This window comes from Rhizomicrobium sp., from assembly GCA_037200385.1.
Taxonomy (GTDB): Bacteria; Pseudomonadota; Alphaproteobacteria; order Micropepsales; family Micropepsaceae; genus Rhizomicrobium.
This window is the reverse complement of the sequence record JBBCGL010000001.1, coordinates 405630-426793: the sequence shown is the minus strand read 5'-3', so window position 1 is coordinate 426793 and position 21164 is coordinate 405630. Positions and strand designations below refer to the sequence as shown.

The following is a 21164-nucleotide window of genomic DNA, read 5'->3' as shown; positions in this document are numbered from 1 at the left end:
ATGCCATCCACAGCTCTGCAAGGCTAAACCGCCGCGAGGAGCGTCTGCGCCACGGGAACCAGCAGATAGGCCGAGGCCACAAACACCACCAGGCTTAAGCCCGCCGCCGCATCCTTGAACCACATGATCGCCATCTCCCGCATCGAGGCATGATGTTCTCCTTGTGTTCCAGCAATGTCAAGAACAAAACGGGATCGAATGCGATTCGGCATGGCTATAAGAACAACTTATCCACAGAAGGCCGGTTTCGTTTGTTCCATCAAAGGCATGGACGGGCATGCGCGGCACGGCCGGCCTGATCAGGCGGCGGCGAGGCACCAGCCGTCGCCGTGCAGCCAGCAGGTCTCGGCGGGTGCGTGCGGCGTGCGGTCGAGACGCGCCACGTTCAGGACTCCGCCCCCGGCCAGCGCGGCCGCGAGGCTCCGCTCCGCGTCCCCGTCCCGGTCGCCGGCACAGGGGAAGATCGCGACCGGCGAAATCCATTTCGCGCTATAGCCAGCCGCGTGCCGTGCGATCAGGAAGACCGCGCCGCGGCTCGCCATCTTGGCCGGATCGGCCGTTTCGGAGCGGAAATTCTCGGCCGTCGTGAGCGGCAGGACGAGCCGGCCGCCCAGGTTCAAGCCGTCGAGCCAGAGGCGGGCCGGCGCGGCGGCGCCCGCATTGACGTAGATCACATCGGCCGGCGCGAAGGGCATCGCGGCACCATCGCCCGTGAGGATCTCCACATTCGGCCAGGCGGCGAAATTGGCCCGGGCGCGCGCCGCGAGGTCGGGATCGAACTCGATGCCGGTGACGCGGCCGCCGCGCCCCACCATCTGCGCCATGATCGCGGTGTAATAGCCGAGGCCGGTGCCGACATGGACGAGATGTTCGCCGGGCCGCGGTGCCGCCTTGGACAGGAGCCAGGCGTGCAGCGAGGGCTGGCCGTTGTTGAGCCGGCGCGCCGGAACGATGCCGAACAGGTCGTCGGTGTAGAGATAGACCGGATCGTCCGACGGCGTGTCGCGGTAGCCGCGCCCGAAGCGGAGGGCCGGCCAGGGACCGGGGCCGAGGAAATCCTCCCGCCGGACCGCAGCATAGGCGGCCTCGAGGACCGGTCGCGGACCTCGACCACGGCGAGGATCTGCTTGGCATAAGCGGCGCGCACGACCGCCAGCGCAGCTTCGCGTTCCATATCCATCTTCCCAACCGCGATGCCGCGGCCTATCGTTGTGCGTATTCACACACGTATTGTTAGTGTGTCATATCACACACCCAATGGGAGCGCCAGATGGCCAGCACGCTGTATCCCGCCGTCCTGGAGCGGGCGGAGAAAAAGACCTTCGCGGTGTGGTTCCCCGACTTCCCGGACTGTGTCGCGGTCGGCCGGACCCAGGACGAGGCGGTCGAGAAGGCACAGGAGGCCGTGGCGGTCGCCGTCGAAAGCCTCGCCGAGCAGGACAAGCCGCTGCCGCCCGCGACACCGATCGAGAACGTCGCACGGCCCAAGGGCTTCCTCGCCTTCGTGATGGTGAGCATCGCGCCGCCGGACCCGTCGGAGCGGGTGAACGTCTATCTGCCCAAGCGGCTGATCGGGCGCGCCGATGCGCGGGCGGCGGAGCTGGGGATGAGCCGGTCGAGCTTCTTCGGCTTCGCGCTGAGCGTGGTGCTGGGCGCGCCGCTGCTGCCGGGGATGCACCGGGCCGGCGCGGCGCTGGCGCGTTCGCTGCGCACGGCGGTGGTGGGACCGGACAAGCCGAAGCGTTGATCCGGCACGCACAAAACACGGCGCATCGCCCGGCCTACGCCGCCGCCCGGCGGATCTGGTCGAGGAACCAGTCGGCGCCAGGGTCGACGCCTTCGGTGCGGCGCACGGCGTAGACCGGAATGCGGTCCTGCAGGAAGGGGGCGGAGATCACCTGGAGATCCAGGACCTTGGCCTGGCTTTGCGCAAGACGCAGCGGACAGGTCGCGATGGCATCGCTGGCGGCGACCATCACCAGCGCGGTCAGCCAGCGCTGCACGATGGCGACATAGGCGATATCGTCGACCTGCGAGGTTTCCTCTTCGATACCCCGCTCCAACGGCGCGTCGGCGAAGACATGGCCGGTCTTGAGCCAGACGGGGTGGCTGATCCGGCCCTTGATCGCCGGATGGCCGCGGCGGGCGACGACGCAATAGCGATCCTCGAACAGGAGCTCGGAGACGAGGCCGGGCGCAACGGTGGGGTAGTGGCCGAGCGCGACGTCGATCTCGCCGCGGCGCACTGCGTCGAGCGGCGAACGGCGGGAGAGGAAATGGACGTAGAACGAAGCGCGCGGCGCCTGCTTGCGGAACGCCGTCACGAGCTTGCCGCCCAGCAAAGCGGTCACGAATTCCGGCGCGGCGAGCGAGAAGCGGCGCTCGCTGCGGGCCGGATCGAAGGCGTCGCCGCGCTCCAGGGTCGCGCCCGCCAGATCGATCAGCGCGTCGATGCGCGGGCTGAGCTCGAGGGCGCGGCGGGTGGGCTCGAGGCCATGCGGACGGCGGATGAAGAGCGGATCGTCGAAGATATCGCGCAGGCGGGTGAGCGCGTGGCTGACCGCCGATTGCGACAGGCCGAGCTCGCGGGCCACGACGGTGGTCCGGCGGCGGCGCAGCAAGCCGCGGAAGACGAGCAGGAGGCCGCCGTCGAGGCGCCGGATATTGTTGAGATCGATATCGGCCATGAGGGGTATTAATGACATGATTTCGGCAGGCCGACGAGCGTGCGTTCAACTTTCGATTGTCATCCCCGGCCGAGCGCCGCGCAGCGGCGTGAGGGGAAGGGGACCCAGGCGGTAGAGACCGGCACGGTGTTTTCGACCCGGGTCCCGTACGCTGTCGCTACGGGGTCCCTTCGCGATGCTCCGCATCGCTCAGCCGGGGATGACAATTTGGCGATCACACCCGCGCCTTGGCGCCGAGCTTGCCGGCGTCGAGGAGGCGGCCTTCGTGCAGCACCAGGGCGCGGTCCATGCGGGCGGCGAGCTCCAGATTGTGGGTCGCGACCAGGGCGGCGAGCCCCTCGGAGCGGACGAGATCGACCAGCGCCTCGAACACGCCGCCCGAGGTGCGGGTGTCGAGATTGCCGGTGGGCTCGTCGGCAAGGAGGATGCGCGGCCGGTTGGCCAGGGCGCGGGCGATGGCGACGCGCTGCTGCTCGCCGCCGGAGAGCTGCGACGGGCGATGGGTGAGACGGGCGCCGAGGCCCAGATGGGTGAGGATATGCGTCGCGTCGCGCTCGGCCGCCTCGCGCGGCCGGCCCGCGATGCGCTGCGGCATCACGACGTTCTCCAACGCGCTGAATTCGGGCAGCAGGTGATGGGCCTGGTAGACGAAGCCGATCGTGTCGCGGCGGATGCGGGTGCGCTCGGCATCGGGCAGCGTCGAGGCGGCGACGCCCTGTATGAAGACCTCGCCGCCGGTGGGCGCCTCGAGCAGGCCGGCCATATGGAGCAGCGACGACTTGCCGGCGCCCGACGGGCCGACCAGCGCGACCAGCTCGCCCTCGCGCAGCGTCATGTCGATGCCGCGGAAGACTTCGAGCATGGCGGTGCCCTGCGCGTAGGTGCGGGTGACCTTTTCGAGACGCAGCGCCTCACTCATAGCGCAGCGCCTCCACCGGATCGAGCCGGGCGGCGCGCCAGGAGGGATAGAGCGTCGCGAGGAAGGTCAGGCCCAGCGCCATCAGCACCACGGCGACGACCTCGCCCATGTCCATCTCGGCCGGCATGCGGCTGAGGAAGTAGATCGTGGGATCGAACAGGTTGGTGCCGGTGACATGGGAGAGGAATTGGCGCAGCGATTCGATATTGGCGCAGAACACGACGCCGAGGATCAGGCCGAGCAGCGTGCCGACGACGCCGATGCTGGCGCCGGCGATCACGAAGACGCGCATCACCGCGCCGCGCGTCGCCCCCATGGTGCGCAGGATCGCGATGTCGCCCGACTTGTCCTTCACCAGCATGATGAGGCCCGAGACGATGTTCAGCGCCGCGACCAGGATGATGAGGGTGAGGATCAGGAACATCACGTTGCGCTCGATCTGCAGCGCGTCGAACAGGCTGGAGCTGATGGTCTGCCAGCTCAGGGCGCGGGTGGCGGGGCCGGCGGCCCGGTCGATCGGCCCGATGATCTGCGTGACCGCGTCGGGATCGGCGACCATGACCTCGAGCCCGGTGACGGAATCGCCCATGTTGAAGTAGAGCTGGGCCTCGTCCAGCGGCATGAAGATGTAGGATGAATCGTATTCGGTGAAGCCGATGTTGAAGGTGCCGGCGACGGTGTAGGTCTTGATGCGCGGCGTGACGCCGAAGGGCGTGACGTTCCCCCGGGGCGCGATGAGCGTGATCTCGCCGCCGGGTCCGATGCCGAGCTTGCCGGCGAGGCGGGCGCCGATGATGACGCTGTCGCCGCCATGGAACATCGCCAGCGCATCCGGCGTGAGCGTGTTCGAGACGGTGGTGAGCTGCTTGAGGTCGCCTGCGCGCATGCCGCGCACCATGACGCCCGGCGATGTGCCGCCGCCCGAGGCCAGCGCCTGGCCGTCGACGATCGGCGCGACGCGCGTGACGCCGGGCACGGCGCGGACGCGTCCGGCGACGGCGTCGAAATCCGGCAGCGCGCCGCCCGCGCCCTGCACCAAGACATGGCCCTGCAGGCCGAGGATGCGGGCGAGGAGCTCGTGGCGGAAGCCGTTCATCACCGACATCACGATGATCAGCGTCGCGACGCCCAGCGCGATGCCGACGAGCGAGAAGCCGGAGATGACGGAGACGAAGCTCTCCGTCCGCCGGGCGCGCAGATAGCGCAGCGCGATCATCCATTCGAAGCCTGCGAAGGGGCGCGTGGCGGCGGGCGGCGGCCTGGTCGAAGGACTCGCGGTGGGCGGGGCCTCGGCGAAAGGCGGCAAGCCTTCGGCCGCGGCGCTGCCGGCGCCTGCGATGCGGGAGATGCGGTCGGAAAGATCGGGATCGGACATCAGGCGGCGAGCTTCAGCCGGTAACCCAGCGCGTGGATGACCTTAAAGATCGTTTCCCATTGCGGCTTGCCCTCTTTCGAAAGCGACTTGTAGAGGCTTTCCCGGCCAAGTCCTGCCTTCTTTGCGATTTTCGCCATCCCCTTCGAGCGTGCAATATCGCCCAGGACGGCGGCAACGAACGCCGGATCGCCCTCCTCCAGCGCCGCGTCGATATAAGCGACCACGTCCTTTTCGGTCTTGATGTGATCGGCCATGTCCCATGGAAGAGTCTTGAGTTTGGTTTTGCGTTTGCCGGTCATGGTTCCGCACGCCTCTCCTGTGCAAGCGAGATGGCCGTCTCGATATCGCGAGCCTGTGTCCGCTTGTCGCCGCCGGCGAGAAGCAGCAGAATCTCTTTTCCTGCTCTCGTATAGTAGAGGCGATATCCAGGACCGTAGTCGATCTTCATCTCTAAGACGCCGCTTCCCACAAAGCGCGTATCGCCGGATTGCCCGTCGCCAAACGCTTTACCCGCATATCGATACGCGCGCGGGCATTTCTGTCGCGTAAACCCGTCAGCCAGCGCTGAAAGACCGTGGTCTGTTCGATCTTCAACATATGTATCCTACAGGATACAAGCAGTCAACCTTTCGCGAACCGCGCCACCACCGCGTCGAGCGGGATCTCTTCCTTGGTGCCGGTGGCGCGGTTCTTCACCTCGGCGAGGCCCTTCTCCAGGCCGCGGGGGCCGATGGTGACCTGCCAGGGAAGGCCGATCAGATCCATGGAGGCGAATTTGGCGCCGGGGCGGTCGTCGCGGTCGTCGTAGAGGACGTCTTTGCCGGCGGCCTTCAGCTTGGCGTAGAGGTCCTCACACGCAGCATCGACCTTGGCGTCGCCGCTTTTGAGGTTGATCAGCGCGATGTCGAAGGGCGCGATGCTTTCCGGCCAGATGATGCCGGCGTCGTCATGGCTGGCCTCGATGATGGCGCCGACCAGGCGCGAGACGCCGATGCCGTAGGAGCCGCCTTCGATCGGCACGTCCTTGCCGTCGGGGCCGGTGACGGTGGCCTTCATCGGCACCGAATATTTGGTGCCGAAATAGAAGATCTGGCCGACCTCGATGCCGCGGGTGGACAAGCGCTTGTCCTCGGGCACCTCGGCCTCGAAACGCGCCTGCTCGTGCACGTCGGAGGTGGCGGCGTAGAGGCTGGTGCGCTGGCGCACGATGGGCTCGAGGTCGGAGTCGAAATCGACGTCCGCGGGCGGGATCGGCATGTCGAGCAGGTCCTTGTGGCAGAAGACCTGGCTCTCGCCGGTCTCGGCCAGCATGATGAACTCATGGGAAAGATCGCCGCCGATCGGGCCGGTCTCGGCGCGCATCGGGATGGTCTTGATGCCCATGCGCGAGAAGGCGCGCAGATAGGCGACGTACATCCTGTTGTAGGAGCGGCGCGCCGCCTCCTTGTCGATGTCGAACGAGTAAGCGTCCTTCATGAGGAATTCGCGGCCGCGCATCACGCCGAAGCGCGGGCGGACCTCGTCGCGGAATTTCCACTGGGTGTGATAGAGGTTGAGCGGCAGCGCCTTGTAGGACTTCACATAGGCGCGGAAGATCTCCGTCACCATGTCCTCGTTGGTCGGGCCGTAGAGCATCTCGCGGTCGTGGCGGTCCTTGATGCGCAGCATCTCGGGGCCATAGGCGTCGTAGCGCCCGGTCTCCTTCCACAGCTCGGCGGGCTGCAGCGTCGGCATCAGGATCTCGATCGCGCCGGCGCGGTCCATCTCCTCGCGCACGATCTGCTCGATCTTCTGCAACACGCGGAAGCCGAGCGGCAGCCAGGCATAGATGCCGGCGGCCTCCTGGCGGACCAGGCCGGCGCGCAGCATCAGCCGATGGCTGACGATCTGGGCCTCGGACGGGGTCTCCCTGAGGAGGGGCAGGAAATAGCGGGAGACGCGCATGGGTGGACCTTCGGAAAACCTTTGAATCAGTTGATGTTTACGGGGTCGGGGGGATTTGAGCAATGTCAAACACCGCTGTCATCCCCGGCGAACTTCGCGCGCAGCGTGAAGTTCGGGAAGGGGACCCAGGCGGTTCTTTCAGGCGAGATCGCGACGAGAAGGCTCAGCACCTGTTCTGTCAGACCGCCTGGACTTTGACGCCTGGGTCCCCTTCCCTCGCGCCGCGCGCCATGCGCGCAGCGCTCGCCGGGGATGACAACCGTGTGGACTTACCGTCCCACCGGCGTCATGCCGCCGAAGCCGATGCGTTCGGGCATGGTGTCGATCAGCGCCTTGAGGTCGACCGGCGGCGGGTGGTCGATGCCGCTGCCCTTCACATGACGGTTCAACTCGTCGATGTTGAAACCCATCTGCAGGTCGTAGGTGCGGTCGGGCTGGTTGCGCAGGCGCTGCTCGGCCTCGTACCAGCGCAGCTTGGCCTTGCCGTCGGTGCAGCTCGCGCGCTCGTCCCCCTCGGCGCCCCAGCGCAGCTCGACGCAGTGATAGGGATCGAAGGAGATCGTGAAGAGCCGGCGCATCATGTCGTCGAAGGTCATCGGCACCGGGCGATGCGCCGAGTTCAGATAGGTGATGGTGCAGGCCTGGCTCTGCTGCGCATAGGCGCGCTGCAGGTCGTCCTTGAGGAAATTGCCGTCATAGACGATGCGTGGATCGCGCTTGACCCACAGACCGATCATCTCGTCCATGTCCTTGTAGAACTGCACGAACGCCGCCTTGATGCGGGCGTCGCGCGAGGGCGTGGAGTAAGTCTCCCATTCCAGGTTCTCGGAGCCGTAGATGTTGTCCGGCAGGCGCTCGGGATGCGGCTTCACCGAGATGCCGTCCTTGATGTCGAGGTCGACATATTGCGCGCGGTCGCCCAGGTCGTTGCACAGCGTCTTCATCGTCGCCTTGAGCTCATAGACGGGATTGAAGTCCATGCGCCCGCCGCTCACCGCGACGCGGACATATTCGTAGAAGCCCAGTTCCGCGCCGTTGTAGACATAGCGCGCCTTCTTGATGTCCAGCTTCGGATTGGGCTCGGTGCCGCTGTACTGGACCAGCGAGAAGTCCGCGAGCTGGTCGTTCTCGGCATAGGCCAGATGGCCGCCCAGCAAATTGCCCTTGCCATCCTTGTGCGCGCCGACGAGCGTGAACGGGCGCCAGTTCTTGAGGCCGCCGCCCAGCCGCGCCGGGCTCTGGCCGAACTGCGCGCCATAGACGCTGCGGGTGATCGTGTAGTCGGGATGGGCGTCCATGTAGTAGATGCGGCCGTCGGCATCGACCTTCCAGACGATCCCGACATGGCCGTTGATGTCGTAGACCAGCGAGCCGGGATGGATCGACCCTGGCTGCAGCGCGGGCGAATAGAAATCGGAGAGCACGCCGCGATGCTCGCTCGCATCGGTGCGGTAGGTGCCGGAGAACACGGTGCCCAGCATGCCGCGCAGCGCCTCCGGCGCATCGATGCCGCCGCCATGGTCGACGAGATCGCGGCGCGAGGTCGCGCGGTTGGCCGACTTGGTGTAGCGCAGGTCGCCGCCCTCCCCGCTCACGCCGTCGACATAGCCCATGGGCAGGCCGTTCTTCCACGCGTAGTAGCCGCGCAGCAGATAGGGCAGCTTGGCGCAATCGACGTCGATGTCGACGAAATGCTGATCGGTGCCGCGATAGGGGTTCGCCGGATCGCGCAGGCAGCTTTGCGAGGAGCTGCAATTGGAGGCGCCCAGCGCGGCGACGAATTTGCCGAAACCGTCTTCGTCGGCCTGGGTCCAATGGTCCCTGGTGATGCGCCAGGTACCGCCCGCGGCTTGTGCGCCCGCGAGGCTCAGACACACGGCCATCGCCGCCCAGAAAAACCCACGCATGAACCGCCAACCCATGACCTGCCCGGCACGCTCCCGGCGGATAGCGCGTGAGTCAAGGCAAGGAGCGCGGCAGCGTGAACGCGCCTGCGAGCCCCTGCGGAATTTATGTTGCAGTGCGAAAGGTTCTTGCGCCAACTTCCAGCGATCTGGTCAGATATTTCGTGACAGTCTTGTGGAATTGCAGTATGAACCTCGCCCATAAATAGGACGCGGCGCCATAAGAGCGGCCAAGTTCGGGGAGACGAACCGCTCACAGGCGGGTTGAAAGGCCGGGAAACCGGCCTTTCCCATTTTCAGGACAACCGGCAAGGATGGCGCCTGCGAGTCGCGGGGTGGCCTCATGTTCGACCGGTTCTTCGCCCTTCAGGCGCATGGCACGACGGTACGGCGCGAGATCGTGGCTGGAGTCACGACCTTCCTGACCATGGCCTACATCATGTTCGTGAATCCCAGGGTCCTGGGGACCACGGGCATGGACCCGCATGCGGTGTTCCTGGCGACCTGCCTGGCCTCGGCGGCGGCGACGCTGATCATGGGGCTGTACGCCAACCTGCCGGTGGCGCTGGCGCCCGGGATGGGGCTGAACGCCTATTTCGCGTTCAGCGTGGTGCCCGCCTTCGGCGGCGACTGGCGGCTGGCGCTGGGCTGCGTGTTCCTTTCGGGCGTGCTGTTCGTGGTCGTGTCGGTGACGCCGGCCCGCGAATATCTGATCAATGCCCTGCCCAAGAGCCTGAAGCTCTCCATCGCAGCGGGGATCGGATTCTTCCTCGCGCTGATCGGGTTCGAGAATGCCGGGATCACGGTCGACAGTCCGGCGACGCTGATCCAGCAGGGCATGCTGACGGACCCCAAAGTGCTGATCGCGGCGGGCGCGTTCGTGCTGATGCTGGCGCTGGCGGCGCGCCATGTGATCGGCGCGGTGCTGATCGCCATCGTCGCGGCGACGGTCGCGGCGGTGCTGCTGCACCTGACGCCCTTCGGCGGCGTGCTGGCGCTGCCGCCCTCGCTGGCGCCGACCTTCGCCCAGTTCCGCTTCGACGGCGCGCCGGGCGGCGCGATCGCGGTCGCGGTGTTCGCCTTCCTGCTGGTCGACATGCTCGACACCTCCGGGACGCTGACCGCGGTGGCGCAGCAGGCGGGGCTGCTGGAGCCCGACGGACGGCTGAAGAATGCGCGGCGGGCGCTGCTGGGCGACGCGGTCGGCACCATGATCGGGGCGCTGCTCGGGACGTCGCCCGTGACGGCCTATATCGAGAGCGCGGCGGGCGTGCAGGCCGGCGGGCGCACGGGGCTGACCGCGGCGGTGGTCGGCGTGCTGTTCCTGGCGAGCCTGTTCCTGTCGCCGCTGGCCGGCGTGGTGCCGGCCTTCGCGACGGCCCCGGCGCTGGTATTCGTCGCGGCGCTGATGGCGCGGGGGCTCAAGGACATCGACTGGGACGATGTGACGGAGGCGGCGCCGGCGCTCGTCACGGCGCTGGCGATCCCGTTCACCTATTCGATCGCCGGCGGCATCGGGATCGGCTTCATCGCCTTCGTCGCGATCAAGGTCGTGGCCGGACGCCGACGGGACGTGAACGCGGCGGTGGCGATCATCGCCGCGGCCTTCGCGGTAAAGATCGCGCTGACATAGCGGACGGCGGAATTTGACTGAATTGCACCAACGCCGTCATCGCCCGGCTTGTTGTTCTGTCCGGGGAATGACGGATATTGGCGATCCCAATCGCTCAGGCTTCAGAGATCGAAGACCTTGGATGCGATCAGCGCGTAGAAGATCAGCCACAGCGCCGCCGCGATGCCGGTGGCGATCAGCGCCTTGAGGCCCAGGCGCGGGGCCAGCGGCGCGCCGGTCTCGGGATCGTGGCCGCCGCCCAGCCCGATGGGCAGGAGGCAGAACAGGCTCAAGAACCAGAAGACCGGGAAGGATCCGAACAGGACGACGTTGTGGATGAACGCGATCACGCCTGCTCGAGCTCGACCAGCGTGCCCACGAAATCCTTGGGATGCAGGAAGAGCACCGGCTTGCCATGGGCGCCGATCCGCGGCTCGCCCGTGCCGGTGATGGTGGCGCCTTCCGCCTTCATCTTGTCGCGCGCGGCGTAGATGTCCTCGACCTCGTAGCAGACGTGATGCATGCCGCCGTTCGGGTTCTTCTTCAGGAAGTTCGCGATGGGGGAGTTGTCTCCCAGCGGCTCCAGAAGCTCGATCTTGGTGTTGCCGAGATCGACGAACACGGTGGTCACGCCATGGTCGGGCTGCGCCACTTCACCGGAGACCTTGCCGCCCAGGACGTCGCGATAGACGGCGGCAGCCTTCTTGATGTCGCTGGTCGCAATGGCGACGTGGTTGAGGCGGCCGATCATGTGGGACTCCCGGATAGTGCTGGGGCGGAGTTTAAGGCGTGGCGACGGCTGGGCAAAGCGCTCTTTCACCTCCCCGCAAGGGGGAGGTGAAATCAAAGCTGGATCACTTCCACCCGGGTCACCGGCTTCTTGCCCCAGGCGTTTTCTGCGGCGCGGCGGGCGGCGCGGCGTAAACTTTCCTTCAGGAGATAGCCGTCGCCGTCGCGCTTGGGGTTGTGGCGCTTGAGCGGCTCGTCCAGCGCATCGCGGATCGCGTCGTGGATGGGCTCGGGGATGCCCTCGATGATCACCGCGGGGTCGGCCGCGGGGCGGCCCTTGCCGTCGAGCACGATGGCGATCGCGATCACGCCGGCGAAGCCCAGGGCGCGGCGATGGCGCGAAAGGCCGGCACCCTCCTCGATCAGCACGCTGCCGTCCTTGTGGACGCGGCCGGCCGGGACTTCGTCGATCACGGCGGCGCGGCCGGGGGCGAGACGGATGAGCTGGCCGTTGGTCGGCACGATGGCCTGCGGCACCTGGAGCGAGCGCGCCAGCTTGGCATGCGCCATCTGATGGCGCAGCTCGCCATGCACGGGCACCGCGATCTGCGGCCTTGTCCAACGGTACATCTCGGCCAACTCGTCGCGGCAAGGGTGACCGGAGACATGGACGAAATGGTCTTCCGAGGTGAGCAGCTCGACGCCGAGGCCGGCGAGCTTGTTCTGCATCTCGAAGATGCCGATCTCGTTGCCGGGAATGACGCGCGACGAGAAGATCACCGCGTCGCCCTTGCCCAGGCTGACATTCGGATGGTTGTTGTCGGCGATGCGGGACAGCGCGGCGCGCGCCTCGCCCTGGCTGCCGGTGACGAGATAGAGCACCCGGTTCGGGGGAAGCTGGGCGGCCTCCTCCTCGTCGATCAGGCCCGGGAAGCCGCCCAGATAGCCGGCCTCGCGCGCCGCATTGGTGATCTTGTGCATGGCGCGGCCGACCAGCGCGACCTTGCGGCCGTTCTGCTGCGCCGCCTTGGCGATGGTCTCGAGGCGCGCGACATTGGAGGCGAAGGACGTCACCGCGACGCGGTTCTTGAGGGTGCCGATCAGGGCGGTGAGGCTCTCGCGCACCTTGCCCTCGGAGCCGGACTCGCCGGGCACCAGCGCGTTGGTGGAATCGCAGACCGTGGCGAGGACGCCCTCGTCGCCCAGCCGCTTGAGCGCGGCGGAGTCGGTCACGGCACCGAGCAGCGGATCGGGATCGAGCTTCCAGTCGCCGGTGTGGACGATGATGCCCAAGGGCGTGCGGATCGCGAGCGCGTTGGGCTCGAGGATCGAATGGGTGATCGACATCAGGTCGATGCGGAACGGCCCAAGGTCGATGCCGCCGGAGAGCGGGATGCGCCTGGGATGCAGCTTGCCGGACAGGCCGGCCTCTTCGAGCTTGCCCTCGATCAGGATGGCGGTGAACGGCGTGGCATAGACCGGACATTTGAGCATCGGCCACAGATGCGGGATGGCGCCGATGTGATCCTCATGCGCGTGGGTCGCGATGATGCCCAGCACGTCCGCGCGGCGTTCCGCAAGATAACGGATGTCGGGCATGATGAGGTCGACGCCGGGCGTCGTGGTCTCGCGCCCGAACAGCACGCCGCAATCGACGACGATCCATTTGCGGTCGTCGGGCGGGCCGTAGCCATAGGCGTTGAAATTCATCCCGATCTCGCCGGAGCCGCCGAGGGGAAGGAAGACCAGTTCGTCGTGCCGCGAAGGTGCCGTCATTCCGTCGCCGGCTTCGCCTTGGCGCGCTCGGCATTGCGGGCGTGGATCTGGACGAGGCCGCGGATGGTGAGATCCGGATCGAGATGGTCGATGATGCTGGTCTGCTTGTAGAACAGGTTGGCGAGGCCGCCGGTGCCGATCACGGTCATCGGCTTGCCATACTCCTCCTTGATGCGCGCGACCAGTCCTTCGATCAGGCCGATATAGCCCCAGTAGAGACCGGACTGCATCGCGGGCACCGTCGCCTTGCCGATCACGTTCTGGGTGCGGGTCACCGCGACGCGCGGCAGCATGGCGGCGGCGCTGTGCAGCGCCTCGGCCGAGACGTTGGCGCCCGGCGCAATCACGCCGCCTTCGTAGTCGCCGGCCTCCGACACCACGTCGAAGGTCGTGGCGGTGCCGAAATCGACGACGATCAACGCGCCCTTGTAGCGCTCATGCGCCGCGACGGTGTTGACCAGGCGGTCGGCGCCGGCGCCCTCGGCATGCACCGCGATGCCCAGATCGACGTCGGGATCGCCGACCACGAGCGGCTCGCATTTGAGGTATTTGCGGCAGAGGCGGCGCAGGTCGAACAGCGCGGCGGGCACGACGGTGGCGATGATCGCGCTGTCGATGTCGGCGAAGGAAAGGCCCTGGAGCTGCAGCAGCTGGCCGAGCAGGACGGCGTATTCGTCGGCGGTCTTGGTGGTCTCGGTGACCGAGCGCCATTCGGCGCGGGTCTCCGTGCCGTCATGGACGGCGAAGACGATGTTGGTGTTGCCGGCGTCGATGGCGAGGAGCATCTATCGCGCTCCCATCACACAGTTGTCATCCCCGGCGAGGATCGCGCCAGCGATCCGAGGGAAGGGGACCCAGGTGGGTCCGCCAAGCTCAATGCCTGAGATGGGAAGCGACGGTGTGTAGCCGTATATAGACGAACAGGTGGAGGCGGCTGGGTCCCCTTCCCTCGCTCCGCGCGCAAGCGCGCCGGGGATGACAACCGGTGTTTGGGAAGCAACCGTCCTCACTGGAAAAACACCTCTCCCGCCGAGATGCGGCGCGTCACGCCGGCGCTTTCGCGCAGGATCAGGGCGCCGGTGTCGTCGATGCCTTCGAACACGCCTGTCGTCTCCTCCGTCGCGAGCCGTGCGCGGATGCGCGTGCCGAGCCCTGCCGCGCGGACCAGCCAGGCATCGCGCAGCGCGGCGAAACCGTTCGCCGCCCAGGCGTCATACCATCTGGCGAAGTTGGCGGCGAGGTGAAGCAGCGCGTCGTCGGCTGCGGGAACCGTCGCGCCCAGGGCCTTGAGCGACGTCGCGGCGTATTCGAGACCTTCCGGATGGCTCGCGAGATTGGCGCCGATGCCGATGGCGAGAAAGGCCGGCGCCTCACCGCCCTGGGATGCGGATTCGAGGAGGATGCCGCAGATCTTCTGCCCGCCGGCGAGTACGTCATTGGGCCATTTCACGCGCATCGACGTGCCGGGGGCGAAATGCTGAAGCATGTCGCAGGCGGCGATGGCTGCCGCAAAGGAAAGCTGGGCGCATTCGCCGGCGGACTTGCCGGGCCGCAGCATCAGCGTCGCGGCGAGATTGCCGGTCGGCGAATCCCAGGAGCGGCCGCGGCGGCCCTTGCCCGCGGTCTGGCGCGCCGCGCTGATCCAGATGGGCCCGGGCTCACCGGCGACCGCAAGGCGCTTGGCCTCTTCGTTCGTCGAGTCGATGACGTCGAACGTCTTAAGCGAGTATCCGCGCGGCCAGGCGGTCACGGGAAGAGCGCGCGCGCCGCCTGCCCTGCGATGGCGATGAGCGGCGCCGGCACGAAGACGAAGAACATCGAGATCGCGCTGGTGCCCCACATGATCGCCGCGGTGCCGCCGCCGGTGTGGTGGTCGAAGGCCGGCTTGGGCTCGTCGAAATACATGATCTGGATGATGCGCAGGTAGTAGAACGCGCCCGCGACGCTGGCGACGATGTTGATGATCGCCGGGACGTAGAGATGCGCGTCGATCGCGGCGCCGAAGACGTAGATCTTGGCGAAGATGCCCGCCAGCGGCGGCAGGCCCGCGAGGCTGAAGACCAGCGCGCCGAAGGCGAAGGCGTAGGCGGGATTGGTGCGCGAGAGACCGGCAAGCTCGCGGATGTCTTCCACGCTCTGGCCGCCCCGCCGCATCGCGGAGACGCAGGCGAACATGCCGAGATTGGTCGCGAGGTAATAGGCGAGATAGACCAGCATGCCCTGGATGCCGAGCTGGGTGCCGGCCGCCAGCCCGAGCAGCGCATAGCCGACATGGCCGATCGAGCTGTAGGCCAGCAGGCGCTTGATGTTGGTCTGGCCGATCGCGGCGACCGCGCCGAGCACGGTGGAGAGCACCGAGACGACGACGATGATCTGCTGCCATTGATGCATGTCTGCGTGGAAGGGCGCGAGCACGGCACGGATGAAGAGCGCGAAGGCGGCGACCTTGGCGGCGGTGACGAAGAAGGCGGTGACCGGCGTGGGCGAGCCCTCGTAGACGTCCGGCGTCCACATATGGAAGGGCACGGCGCCGACCTTGAAGGCGAGACCGGCGATCAGGAAGACGAGGCCGAAGACGAGGCCGAGATTGAAGCCGGCGCCGGCCGTGGCGTGGGCGATGGCGGCGAACTCCGTCGTGCCGGTGAAGCCGTAGATCAGCGAGATGCCGTAGAGCAGCATGCCCGAGCTGAGCGCGCCGAGGACGAAATATTTCAGGCCCGCCTCGGTGGAGCGCAGGGAGTCGCGGTTGAAGGCGGCCAGGACATAGAGCGCCAGGCTCTGCAACTCCAGACCCATGTACAGCGCGATGAAGCTCGAGGCCGAGACCATCAGCAGCATGCCCAGCGTCGCCAGGAGCATGAGGACCGGCAGCTCGAAGCGCTGGGTCCCTTCCAAGCGGAAGAACTCCCGCGCCATCACGACGCTGAGGGCCGAGCCGGCAAGGATCAGGAGCTTGGCGAAGCGGGCGAAGCCGTCGACCACGAAGGCGCCGCCGAAGGCCGAGGCGGGTTCGGCCTGGCGGAAAACCAGCAAGCCGGCGACCGCCATCAGCGCGATGGCCGCCCAGGAGACCAAGCCGGTGGCGCGATCGCCGGCGGTGACGCCCGCGATCAGCAGGATCATCGCGCCGACGGCCAGCGTCAGCTCGGGCAGGAGGACAATCAGGTCGGCGTGGAGATTCACTTCACGGTCCCTTCCGCAAGCTTCGGCGCGCGGTCGACGGCGAGCGCGGTCTGGTGCTCGGAGATCAGGTTGGCGACGGAGGCCGACGTCACGTCGAACACCGGCTTGGGGTAGATGCCCATCGCGATGGTGACGACCACCAGCGGGGCAAGGATCGCGATCTCCCGCGCGTTGAGGTCCTTGATGGTCTGCAGCGCCGGCTTGACCAGCTCGCCGAACACGACGCGGCGGTAGACATAGAGCGCGTAGGCCGCCGACAGGATCACACCGGTGGCGGCGAAGATCGCGACCCAGGTGTTGGCGACGAACGCGCCCAGCATGGTCAGGAACTCGCCGACGAAGCCGCCGGTGCCCGGGAGGCCGACATTGGCGAGGGTGAAGACCATGAAGCAGGCGGCGTAGATCGGCATGCGGTTGACGAGGCCGCCATAGGCCGCGATCTCGCGGGTGTGCATGCGGTCGTAGATCACGCCGACGCAGAGGAAGAGCGCGCCGGAAACCACGCCATGGCTCAGCATCTGGAAGATGCCGCCGTCGATGCCCTGCTGGTTGAGCGCGAAGATGCCCATGGTGACGAAGCCCATATGGGCGACGGAGGAATAGGCGATGAGCTTCTTGATGTCCTCCTGCGCCAGCGCCACCAGCGAGGTGTAGATGATGGCGACGATGGAGAGGACGAAGACCAGCGGCGCGAAGGTGACCGAGGCGGACGCGAACATCGGCAGCGAGAAGCGCAGGAAGCCGTAGCCGCCCATCTTGAGCAAGATGCCGGCCAAGATGACCGAGCCGGCGGTCGGCGCCTCGACATGCGCGTCGGGCAGCCAGGTGTGGACCGGCCACATCGGCATCTTGACCGCGAAGCTCGCGAAGAAGGCGAGCCAGAGGAAGACCTGCAGCTTGGGGTCGAAATGGTAGTGCAGCAGCACCGTGATGTCGGTGGTGCCGGCGGTGTAGTACATCGCCAGGATCGCCAGCAGCATCAGCACCGAGCCGAGCAGCGTGTAGAGGAAGAACTTGAAGCTGGCATAGACGCGGCGCTTGCCGCCCCACACGCCGATGATCAGGAACATCGGGATCAGGCCGGCCTCGAAGAAGATGTAGAACAGCACGAGGTCGAGCGCGGTGAAGACGCCGATCATCATGGTCTCGAGCGCGAGGAACGCGATCATGTACTCGGCGACGCGGTCCTCGATCGAGTCCCAGCTCGCGAGAATGCAGAACGGCATCAGGCCGCAGGTCAGCACCACGAACAGCATCGAGATGCCGTCGACGCCCATGCGATAGCCGATGCCCTGGGCGAGCCAGGGCGCCTCCTCGACGAATTGGAAGGCCGCGGAATGGCCGTCGAACCGGGCCCAGAGCACGAGCGCCAGCACGAATTCGACCACGGTGACGGCCAGCGCGATCCAGCGGGCATTGCTGGCGATCGTCGTCTGCGAACCGCGCGCCAGCAGCAGGATCGCGGCGCAGCCGAGCAGCGGCAGGAAGGTGATGATGGACAGGATGTGGCTCACGGCAGGCCTCCCGAGAGCAGCAACCAGGTGGCGAGCGCGACGACGCCGATCAGCATGGCGAAGGCGTAGTGGTAGACGTAACCGGTCTGCAGCCGCACCGCGCCGCGGGTGAAGGCGGCGGTGAGCCAAGCGGCGCCGTCGGGGCCGAAGCGGTCGATCACCGCGCCGTCGCCCTGCTTCCACAGGAAGCGGCCGAGGCGCTGCGCCGGGCGGACGAACAGGAAATCGTAGAGCTCGTCGAAATACCATTTGTTGTAGAGGAAGAGGTAGAGCATGCCGCGCTTGGCCGCCATCCGGCGCGGCAGGTCGGGATGCAGGATGTAATAATAATAAGCGACGCCGAAGCCGAGGAGCGTCAGTACGAAGGGCGCGACCTCGACCCATTCGGGGAATTCCTCGACCTGCGGCTTGAGGCCGTCGCCCGCGATCGCGGCCAGCGCACCGTGCCAGAAGCCGGCCGAGTCGTGGCCGATGAAGAAGTGGTCGAAGCCGATGCCGGCGAACACCGCGCCCAGCGCGAGCACGCCGAGCGGGATCAGCATCACCAGCGGCGCCTCGTGAATCTCGGACAGCGCGGGCGCGTGATGCGCGGCGTGATCGTCGCTCTCGTCATCGGTGTGACCGTGCGCATCGCCATGCGCGAGGTCCTGATGGTCCTGACCGCGATAGCGGCCGTGGAAGGTCATGAGGAACTGGCGCCAGGAATAGAACGAGGTCATGCCGGCGGCGAGCAGCGTGAGGAGGAAGGCGTAGGTTCCGATGCCGGTATGCGCGCTGTAGGCGGCGTCGATGATCGAGTCCTTGGAGTAGAAGCCGGCGAGGCCGACATGCAGGTTCGGGATGCCGACACCGGTGAGCGCGAGGTTGCCGATCAGCATCATCGCCCAGGTGAAGGGGATCGCCTTGGCGAGGCCGCCCATCTTGCGCATGTCCTGCTCGTGATGCATCGCGTGGATGACCGCGCCGGCGCTGAGGAACAGCAGCGCCTTGAAGAAGGCGTGGGTGAAGAGATGGAACATCGCGCCGCCATAGGCGCTGACGCCCGCCGCGACGAACATGTAGCCGAGCTGCGAGCAGGTCGAGTAGGCGATCACCCGCTTGATGTCGTTCTGGAAGAGACCGACCGAGGCGGCGAAGAAGGCGGTGGTGGCGCCGATGAAGGTGACGAATTCGAGCGCGGCCGGCGCGTGCTCGAACATCGGCGAGCAGCGGCAGACCAGGAAGACGCCGGCGGTCACCATGGTAGCGGCATGAATGAGGGCCGAGACCGGCGTGGGGCCTTCCATCGCGTCTGGCAGCCAGGTGTGCAGGCCGAGCTGCGCCGACTTGCCCATCGCGCCGACGAAGAGGAGCAGGCAGAGCGTGGTCAGGATGTCGACGTCCCAGCTGCCGAAATGGAAGGTCTTTCCGACCATGGACGGCGCCGCCGCGAAGACGGTGTCGAAATCCAGGCTCTTGAAGATGTAGAAGATGCCGAAGATGCCGAGCGCGAAGCCGAAATCGCCGACCCGGTTGACGATGAAGGCCTTCATCGCGGCGGCATTGGCCTCGGGCTTCTTGTACCAGAAGCCGATCAGCAGGTAGGAGGCGACGCCGACGCCCTCCCAGCCGAAGAACATCTGGACGAAATTGTTCGCCGTCACGAGCATCAGCATCGCGAAGGTGAAGAAGGAGAGATAGGCGAAGAACCGCGGGCGGTGCGGATCCTCGTGCATGTAGCCGATCGAATAGAGGTGGACGAGCGAGGAGACGCCGGTCACCACGACCAGCATCACGCCGGTCAGGGCGTCGACCCGGATCGCCCAGTCGACCTTCAGGTCGCCGGAATAGATCCAGGGCACGAGCTGGACGATGTGGGAATGGCCCAGCATCGTGACGTCGTAGAACGCGATGACCGAGAGCGCGGCGGAGACGAACAGCGCGCCGGTGGTGACGAGCTCCGAGGCGCGGGCGCCGATCAGGCGGCCGAGCAGCCCCGCGATGGCGGCGGCGATGATGGGGAGGAAGACGATCGCTGCGTACACGCCTCAGCCCTTCATCAGGTTGACGTCTTCCACGGCGATGGTGCCGCGGTTGCGGAAATAGACGACGAGGATGGCAAGGCCGATGGCGGCTTCCGCGGCCGCGACGGTCAGGATGAAGAGCGCGAAGACCTGCCCCACGAGGTCGTGGAGGAAGGACGAAAACGCCACGAAGTTGATGTTGACGCCGAGCAGGATGAGCTCGATCGACATCAAGATGACGATGACGTTCTTGCGGTTCAGGAAGATGCCGAACACGCCGATGGTGAAGAGGATCGCCGCGACGACGAGATAGTTGGCCAATCCGATCTGCATCTCAGGCCCCCTGCCCCGGTTTCACGTCCACGACCGTCATCGCCTCGTCCATGGTCCGGGCGTTCTGGCGGCCGATGTTCTGGCGCCGCACACCCGGGCGGTGGCGCAGCGTCAGCACGATGGCGCCGATCATCGCGACCAGCAGGACGAGCCCGGCGATCTGGAAGTAGTAGACATAGTCCGTGTAGAGGATGCGGCCGAGCGCTTCGGTGTTGCTGAGCCCGGCCGGCGTCGGATGCGCCCGCGCGCCCGGCGCGGCGGAGGCGAAATTCCACTTCATCGCCACGAAGAAGGCGAGTTCCACCAGCAGGAGCAGGCCCACGCCGGCGCCGACCAGGATGTATTCCTGCGCCCCGCGCTTGAGCTCCGCGAAGTCGATGTCGAGCATCATGACGACGAACAGGAAGAGCACGGCGACGGCGCCGACATAGACGATGACCAGGATCATCGCGAGGAACTCGGCCCCCAGCAGCACGAACAGGCCGGCGGCGTTGAAGAAGGCGAGGATCAGGAAGAACACCGAGTGCACGGGGTTGCGCGCGGTGATGACCATGAACGCGCTGGCGATCAGCACGGCGGAGAAGGCGTAGAAGGCGATGGCCTGGAGCAGCATCTCAACCCACCGTCATGGCCGGGCTTGACCCGGCCACCCATCCGGCGCGCGGCAGCGCGCCAATATAAGTCTCACGCGTGATCATCGGTAGGGCGCGTCCAGTTCGAGGTTCTTGGCGATCTCGCGCTCCCAGCGGTCGCCGTTCGCGAGCAGCCGGTCCTTGTTGTAGTAAAGCTCTTCGCGGGTTTCGGTGGCGAACTCGAAGTTCGGGCCTTCGACGATCGCGTCGACCGGGCAGGCTTCCTGGCACAGCCCGCAATATATGCATTTGACCATGTCGATGTCGTAGCGCGTGGTGCGGCGGCTGCCGTCCTCGCGCGGCTCGGCCTCGATGGTGATCGCCTGGGCCGGGCAGATCGCCTCGCACAGCTTGCAGGCGATGCAGCGCTCCTCGCCGTTGGGATAGCGGCGCAGCGCATGCTCGCCGCGGAAGCGGGGTGACAAGGGCCCCTTCTCGAACGGGTAGTTGATCGTCGTCTTCGGGGTGAAGAAATAGCGCATCGTCAGCGCGAAGCTGGTGATGAACTCCCAGAAGAAGAGCTGGCGGGCGGTGCGGTCGAGCGTTGCCATAG

At 66.7% G+C, this 21164-nt stretch carries 23 protein-coding genes; 2 read left to right on the top strand and 21 right to left on the bottom strand.

Translation table 11 applies throughout. The features are described from left to right. Positions 1 to 23: 23 nt before the first annotated feature. Both WDM91_01860 and WDM91_01855 read right to left on the bottom strand, forming a co-directional pair. A complete protein-coding gene (locus WDM91_01860) occupies positions 24 to 212 on the bottom strand; it encodes a hypothetical protein (protein ID MEI9993312.1) in 189 nt (62 codons plus the stop codon). Between the two features lie 87 nt (positions 213 to 299). Then, complete coding sequence (locus tag WDM91_01855) at positions 300 to 1223, bottom strand: methyltransferase domain-containing protein (protein ID MEI9993311.1); 924 nt, start codon at positions 1221 to 1223, stop codon at positions 300 to 302. 47 nt (positions 1224 to 1270) lie between these two features. Between WDM91_01855 and WDM91_01850 the strand changes: the two genes are divergently transcribed. Next, positions 1271 to 1747 carry a type II toxin-antitoxin system HicB family antitoxin gene (locus WDM91_01850; protein ID MEI9993310.1) on the top strand — a complete coding sequence of 159 codons (477 nt, stop codon included), beginning with the start codon at positions 1271 to 1273 and terminating at the stop codon, positions 1745 to 1747. A gap of 34 nt (positions 1748 to 1781) precedes the next feature. Here WDM91_01850 and WDM91_01845 read toward each other — a convergent pair whose 3' ends face one another. The 8 genes from WDM91_01845 to WDM91_01810 all read right to left on the bottom strand — a co-directional run bounded on the left by WDM91_01845 (position 1782) and on the right by WDM91_01810 (position 8832). After that, a complete protein-coding gene (locus tag WDM91_01845) occupies positions 1782 to 2687 on the bottom strand; it encodes a LysR family transcriptional regulator (GenBank protein ID MEI9993309.1) in 906 nt (301 codons plus the stop codon). Between the two features lie 214 nt (positions 2688 to 2901). Then, a complete protein-coding gene (locus WDM91_01840) occupies positions 2902 to 3606 on the bottom strand; it encodes an ABC transporter ATP-binding protein (GenBank protein ID MEI9993308.1) in 705 nt (234 codons plus the stop codon). Continuing rightward, positions 3599 to 4981 carry a lipoprotein-releasing ABC transporter permease subunit gene (locus WDM91_01835; protein MEI9993307.1) on the bottom strand — a complete coding sequence of 461 codons (1383 nt, stop codon included), beginning with the start codon at positions 4979 to 4981 and terminating at the stop codon, positions 3599 to 3601. Before WDM91_01835 ends, WDM91_01840 begins: the two co-directional genes overlap by 8 nt. Next, positions 4981 to 5280: an addiction module antidote protein gene (locus tag WDM91_01830; GenBank protein MEI9993306.1), complete on the bottom strand. Its 300-nt coding sequence runs from the start codon at positions 5278 to 5280 to the stop codon at positions 4981 to 4983. The genes WDM91_01835 and WDM91_01830 overlap by 1 nt, the downstream gene beginning before the upstream one ends. Further along, a complete protein-coding gene (locus WDM91_01825) occupies positions 5277 to 5429 on the bottom strand; it encodes a type II toxin-antitoxin system RelE/ParE family toxin (GenBank protein MEI9993305.1) in 153 nt (50 codons plus the stop codon). Before WDM91_01825 ends, WDM91_01830 begins: the two co-directional genes overlap by 4 nt. 2 nt (positions 5430 to 5431) lie before the next feature. Continuing rightward, positions 5432 to 5575, bottom strand: a complete 144-nt coding sequence (locus WDM91_01820; GenBank protein ID MEI9993304.1) for a hypothetical protein — start codon at positions 5573 to 5575, stop codon at positions 5432 to 5434. A gap of 27 nt (positions 5576 to 5602) precedes the next feature. After that, positions 5603 to 6925 (bottom strand): proline--tRNA ligase, encoded by a 1323-nt coding sequence (locus WDM91_01815; GenBank protein MEI9993303.1) that lies wholly within the window; start codon positions 6923 to 6925, stop codon positions 5603 to 5605. A gap of 269 nt (positions 6926 to 7194) precedes the next feature. Further along, positions 7195 to 8832, bottom strand: a complete 1638-nt coding sequence (locus tag WDM91_01810; protein MEI9993302.1) for a hypothetical protein — start codon at positions 8830 to 8832, stop codon at positions 7195 to 7197. Positions 8833 to 9172: 340 nt separating this feature from the next. On the opposite strand from WDM91_01810, the gene WDM91_01805 reads away from it, so the two are divergent. Then, on the top strand, positions 9173 to 10462 hold the full coding sequence (locus WDM91_01805; GenBank protein MEI9993301.1) for an NCS2 family permease: 1290 nt from the start codon (positions 9173 to 9175) through the stop codon (positions 10460 to 10462). 101 nt (positions 10463 to 10563) lie between these two features. On the opposite strand, the gene WDM91_01800 is transcribed toward WDM91_01805, so the two are convergent. From WDM91_01800 to nuoI, 11 genes are all read right to left on the bottom strand, one after another. Then, the gene (locus tag WDM91_01800; GenBank protein MEI9993300.1) at positions 10564 to 10791 is read right to left on the bottom strand and encodes a DUF1467 family protein; all 228 of its coding nucleotides are present in this window, start codon (positions 10789 to 10791) and stop codon (positions 10564 to 10566) included. Continuing rightward, on the bottom strand, positions 10788 to 11192 hold the full coding sequence (gene mce, locus WDM91_01795) for a methylmalonyl-CoA epimerase (protein MEI9993299.1): 405 nt from the start codon (positions 11190 to 11192) through the stop codon (positions 10788 to 10790). Before mce ends, WDM91_01800 begins: the two co-directional genes overlap by 4 nt. A 92-nt stretch (positions 11193 to 11284) precedes the next feature. After that, the gene (locus WDM91_01790; GenBank protein ID MEI9993298.1) at positions 11285 to 12946 is read right to left on the bottom strand and encodes a ribonuclease J; all 1662 of its coding nucleotides are present in this window, start codon (positions 12944 to 12946) and stop codon (positions 11285 to 11287) included. Then, on the bottom strand, positions 12943 to 13731 hold the full coding sequence (locus tag WDM91_01785; protein MEI9993297.1) for a type III pantothenate kinase: 789 nt from the start codon (positions 13729 to 13731) through the stop codon (positions 12943 to 12945). The genes WDM91_01790 and WDM91_01785 overlap by 4 nt, the downstream gene beginning before the upstream one ends. Positions 13732 to 13952: 221 nt before the next feature. After that, positions 13953 to 14696: a biotin--[acetyl-CoA-carboxylase] ligase gene (locus tag WDM91_01780; protein ID MEI9993296.1), complete on the bottom strand. Its 744-nt coding sequence runs from the start codon at positions 14694 to 14696 to the stop codon at positions 13953 to 13955. Beyond that, positions 14693 to 16129, bottom strand: a complete 1437-nt coding sequence (gene nuoN / locus WDM91_01775; protein ID MEI9993295.1) for an NADH-quinone oxidoreductase subunit NuoN — start codon at positions 16127 to 16129, stop codon at positions 14693 to 14695. The genes WDM91_01780 and nuoN overlap by 4 nt, the downstream gene beginning before the upstream one ends. Next, on the bottom strand, positions 16126 to 17643 hold the full coding sequence (locus tag WDM91_01770; GenBank protein MEI9993294.1) for an NADH-quinone oxidoreductase subunit M: 1518 nt from the start codon (positions 17641 to 17643) through the stop codon (positions 16126 to 16128). Before WDM91_01770 ends, nuoN begins: the two co-directional genes overlap by 4 nt. Continuing rightward, positions 17640 to 19667: an NADH-quinone oxidoreductase subunit L gene (nuoL, locus tag WDM91_01765; GenBank protein ID MEI9993293.1), complete on the bottom strand. Its 2028-nt coding sequence runs from the start codon at positions 19665 to 19667 to the stop codon at positions 17640 to 17642. Before nuoL ends, WDM91_01770 begins: the two co-directional genes overlap by 4 nt. A gap of 3 nt (positions 19668 to 19670) precedes the next feature. Then, positions 19671 to 19979 (bottom strand): NADH-quinone oxidoreductase subunit NuoK, encoded by a 309-nt coding sequence (gene nuoK, locus WDM91_01760; GenBank protein ID MEI9993292.1) that lies wholly within the window; start codon positions 19977 to 19979, stop codon positions 19671 to 19673. A 1-nt stretch (position 19980) separates the two neighbouring features. Further along, positions 19981 to 20592 (bottom strand): NADH-quinone oxidoreductase subunit J, encoded by a 612-nt coding sequence (locus WDM91_01755; protein ID MEI9993291.1) that lies wholly within the window; start codon positions 20590 to 20592, stop codon positions 19981 to 19983. An 81-nt stretch (positions 20593 to 20673) separates the two neighbouring features. Then, entirely contained in the window at positions 20674 to 21162 is a 489-nt protein-coding gene (gene nuoI / locus WDM91_01750) for an NADH-quinone oxidoreductase subunit NuoI (protein ID MEI9993290.1), read from the bottom strand. Between the last annotated feature and the right edge of the window lie 2 nt (positions 21163 to 21164).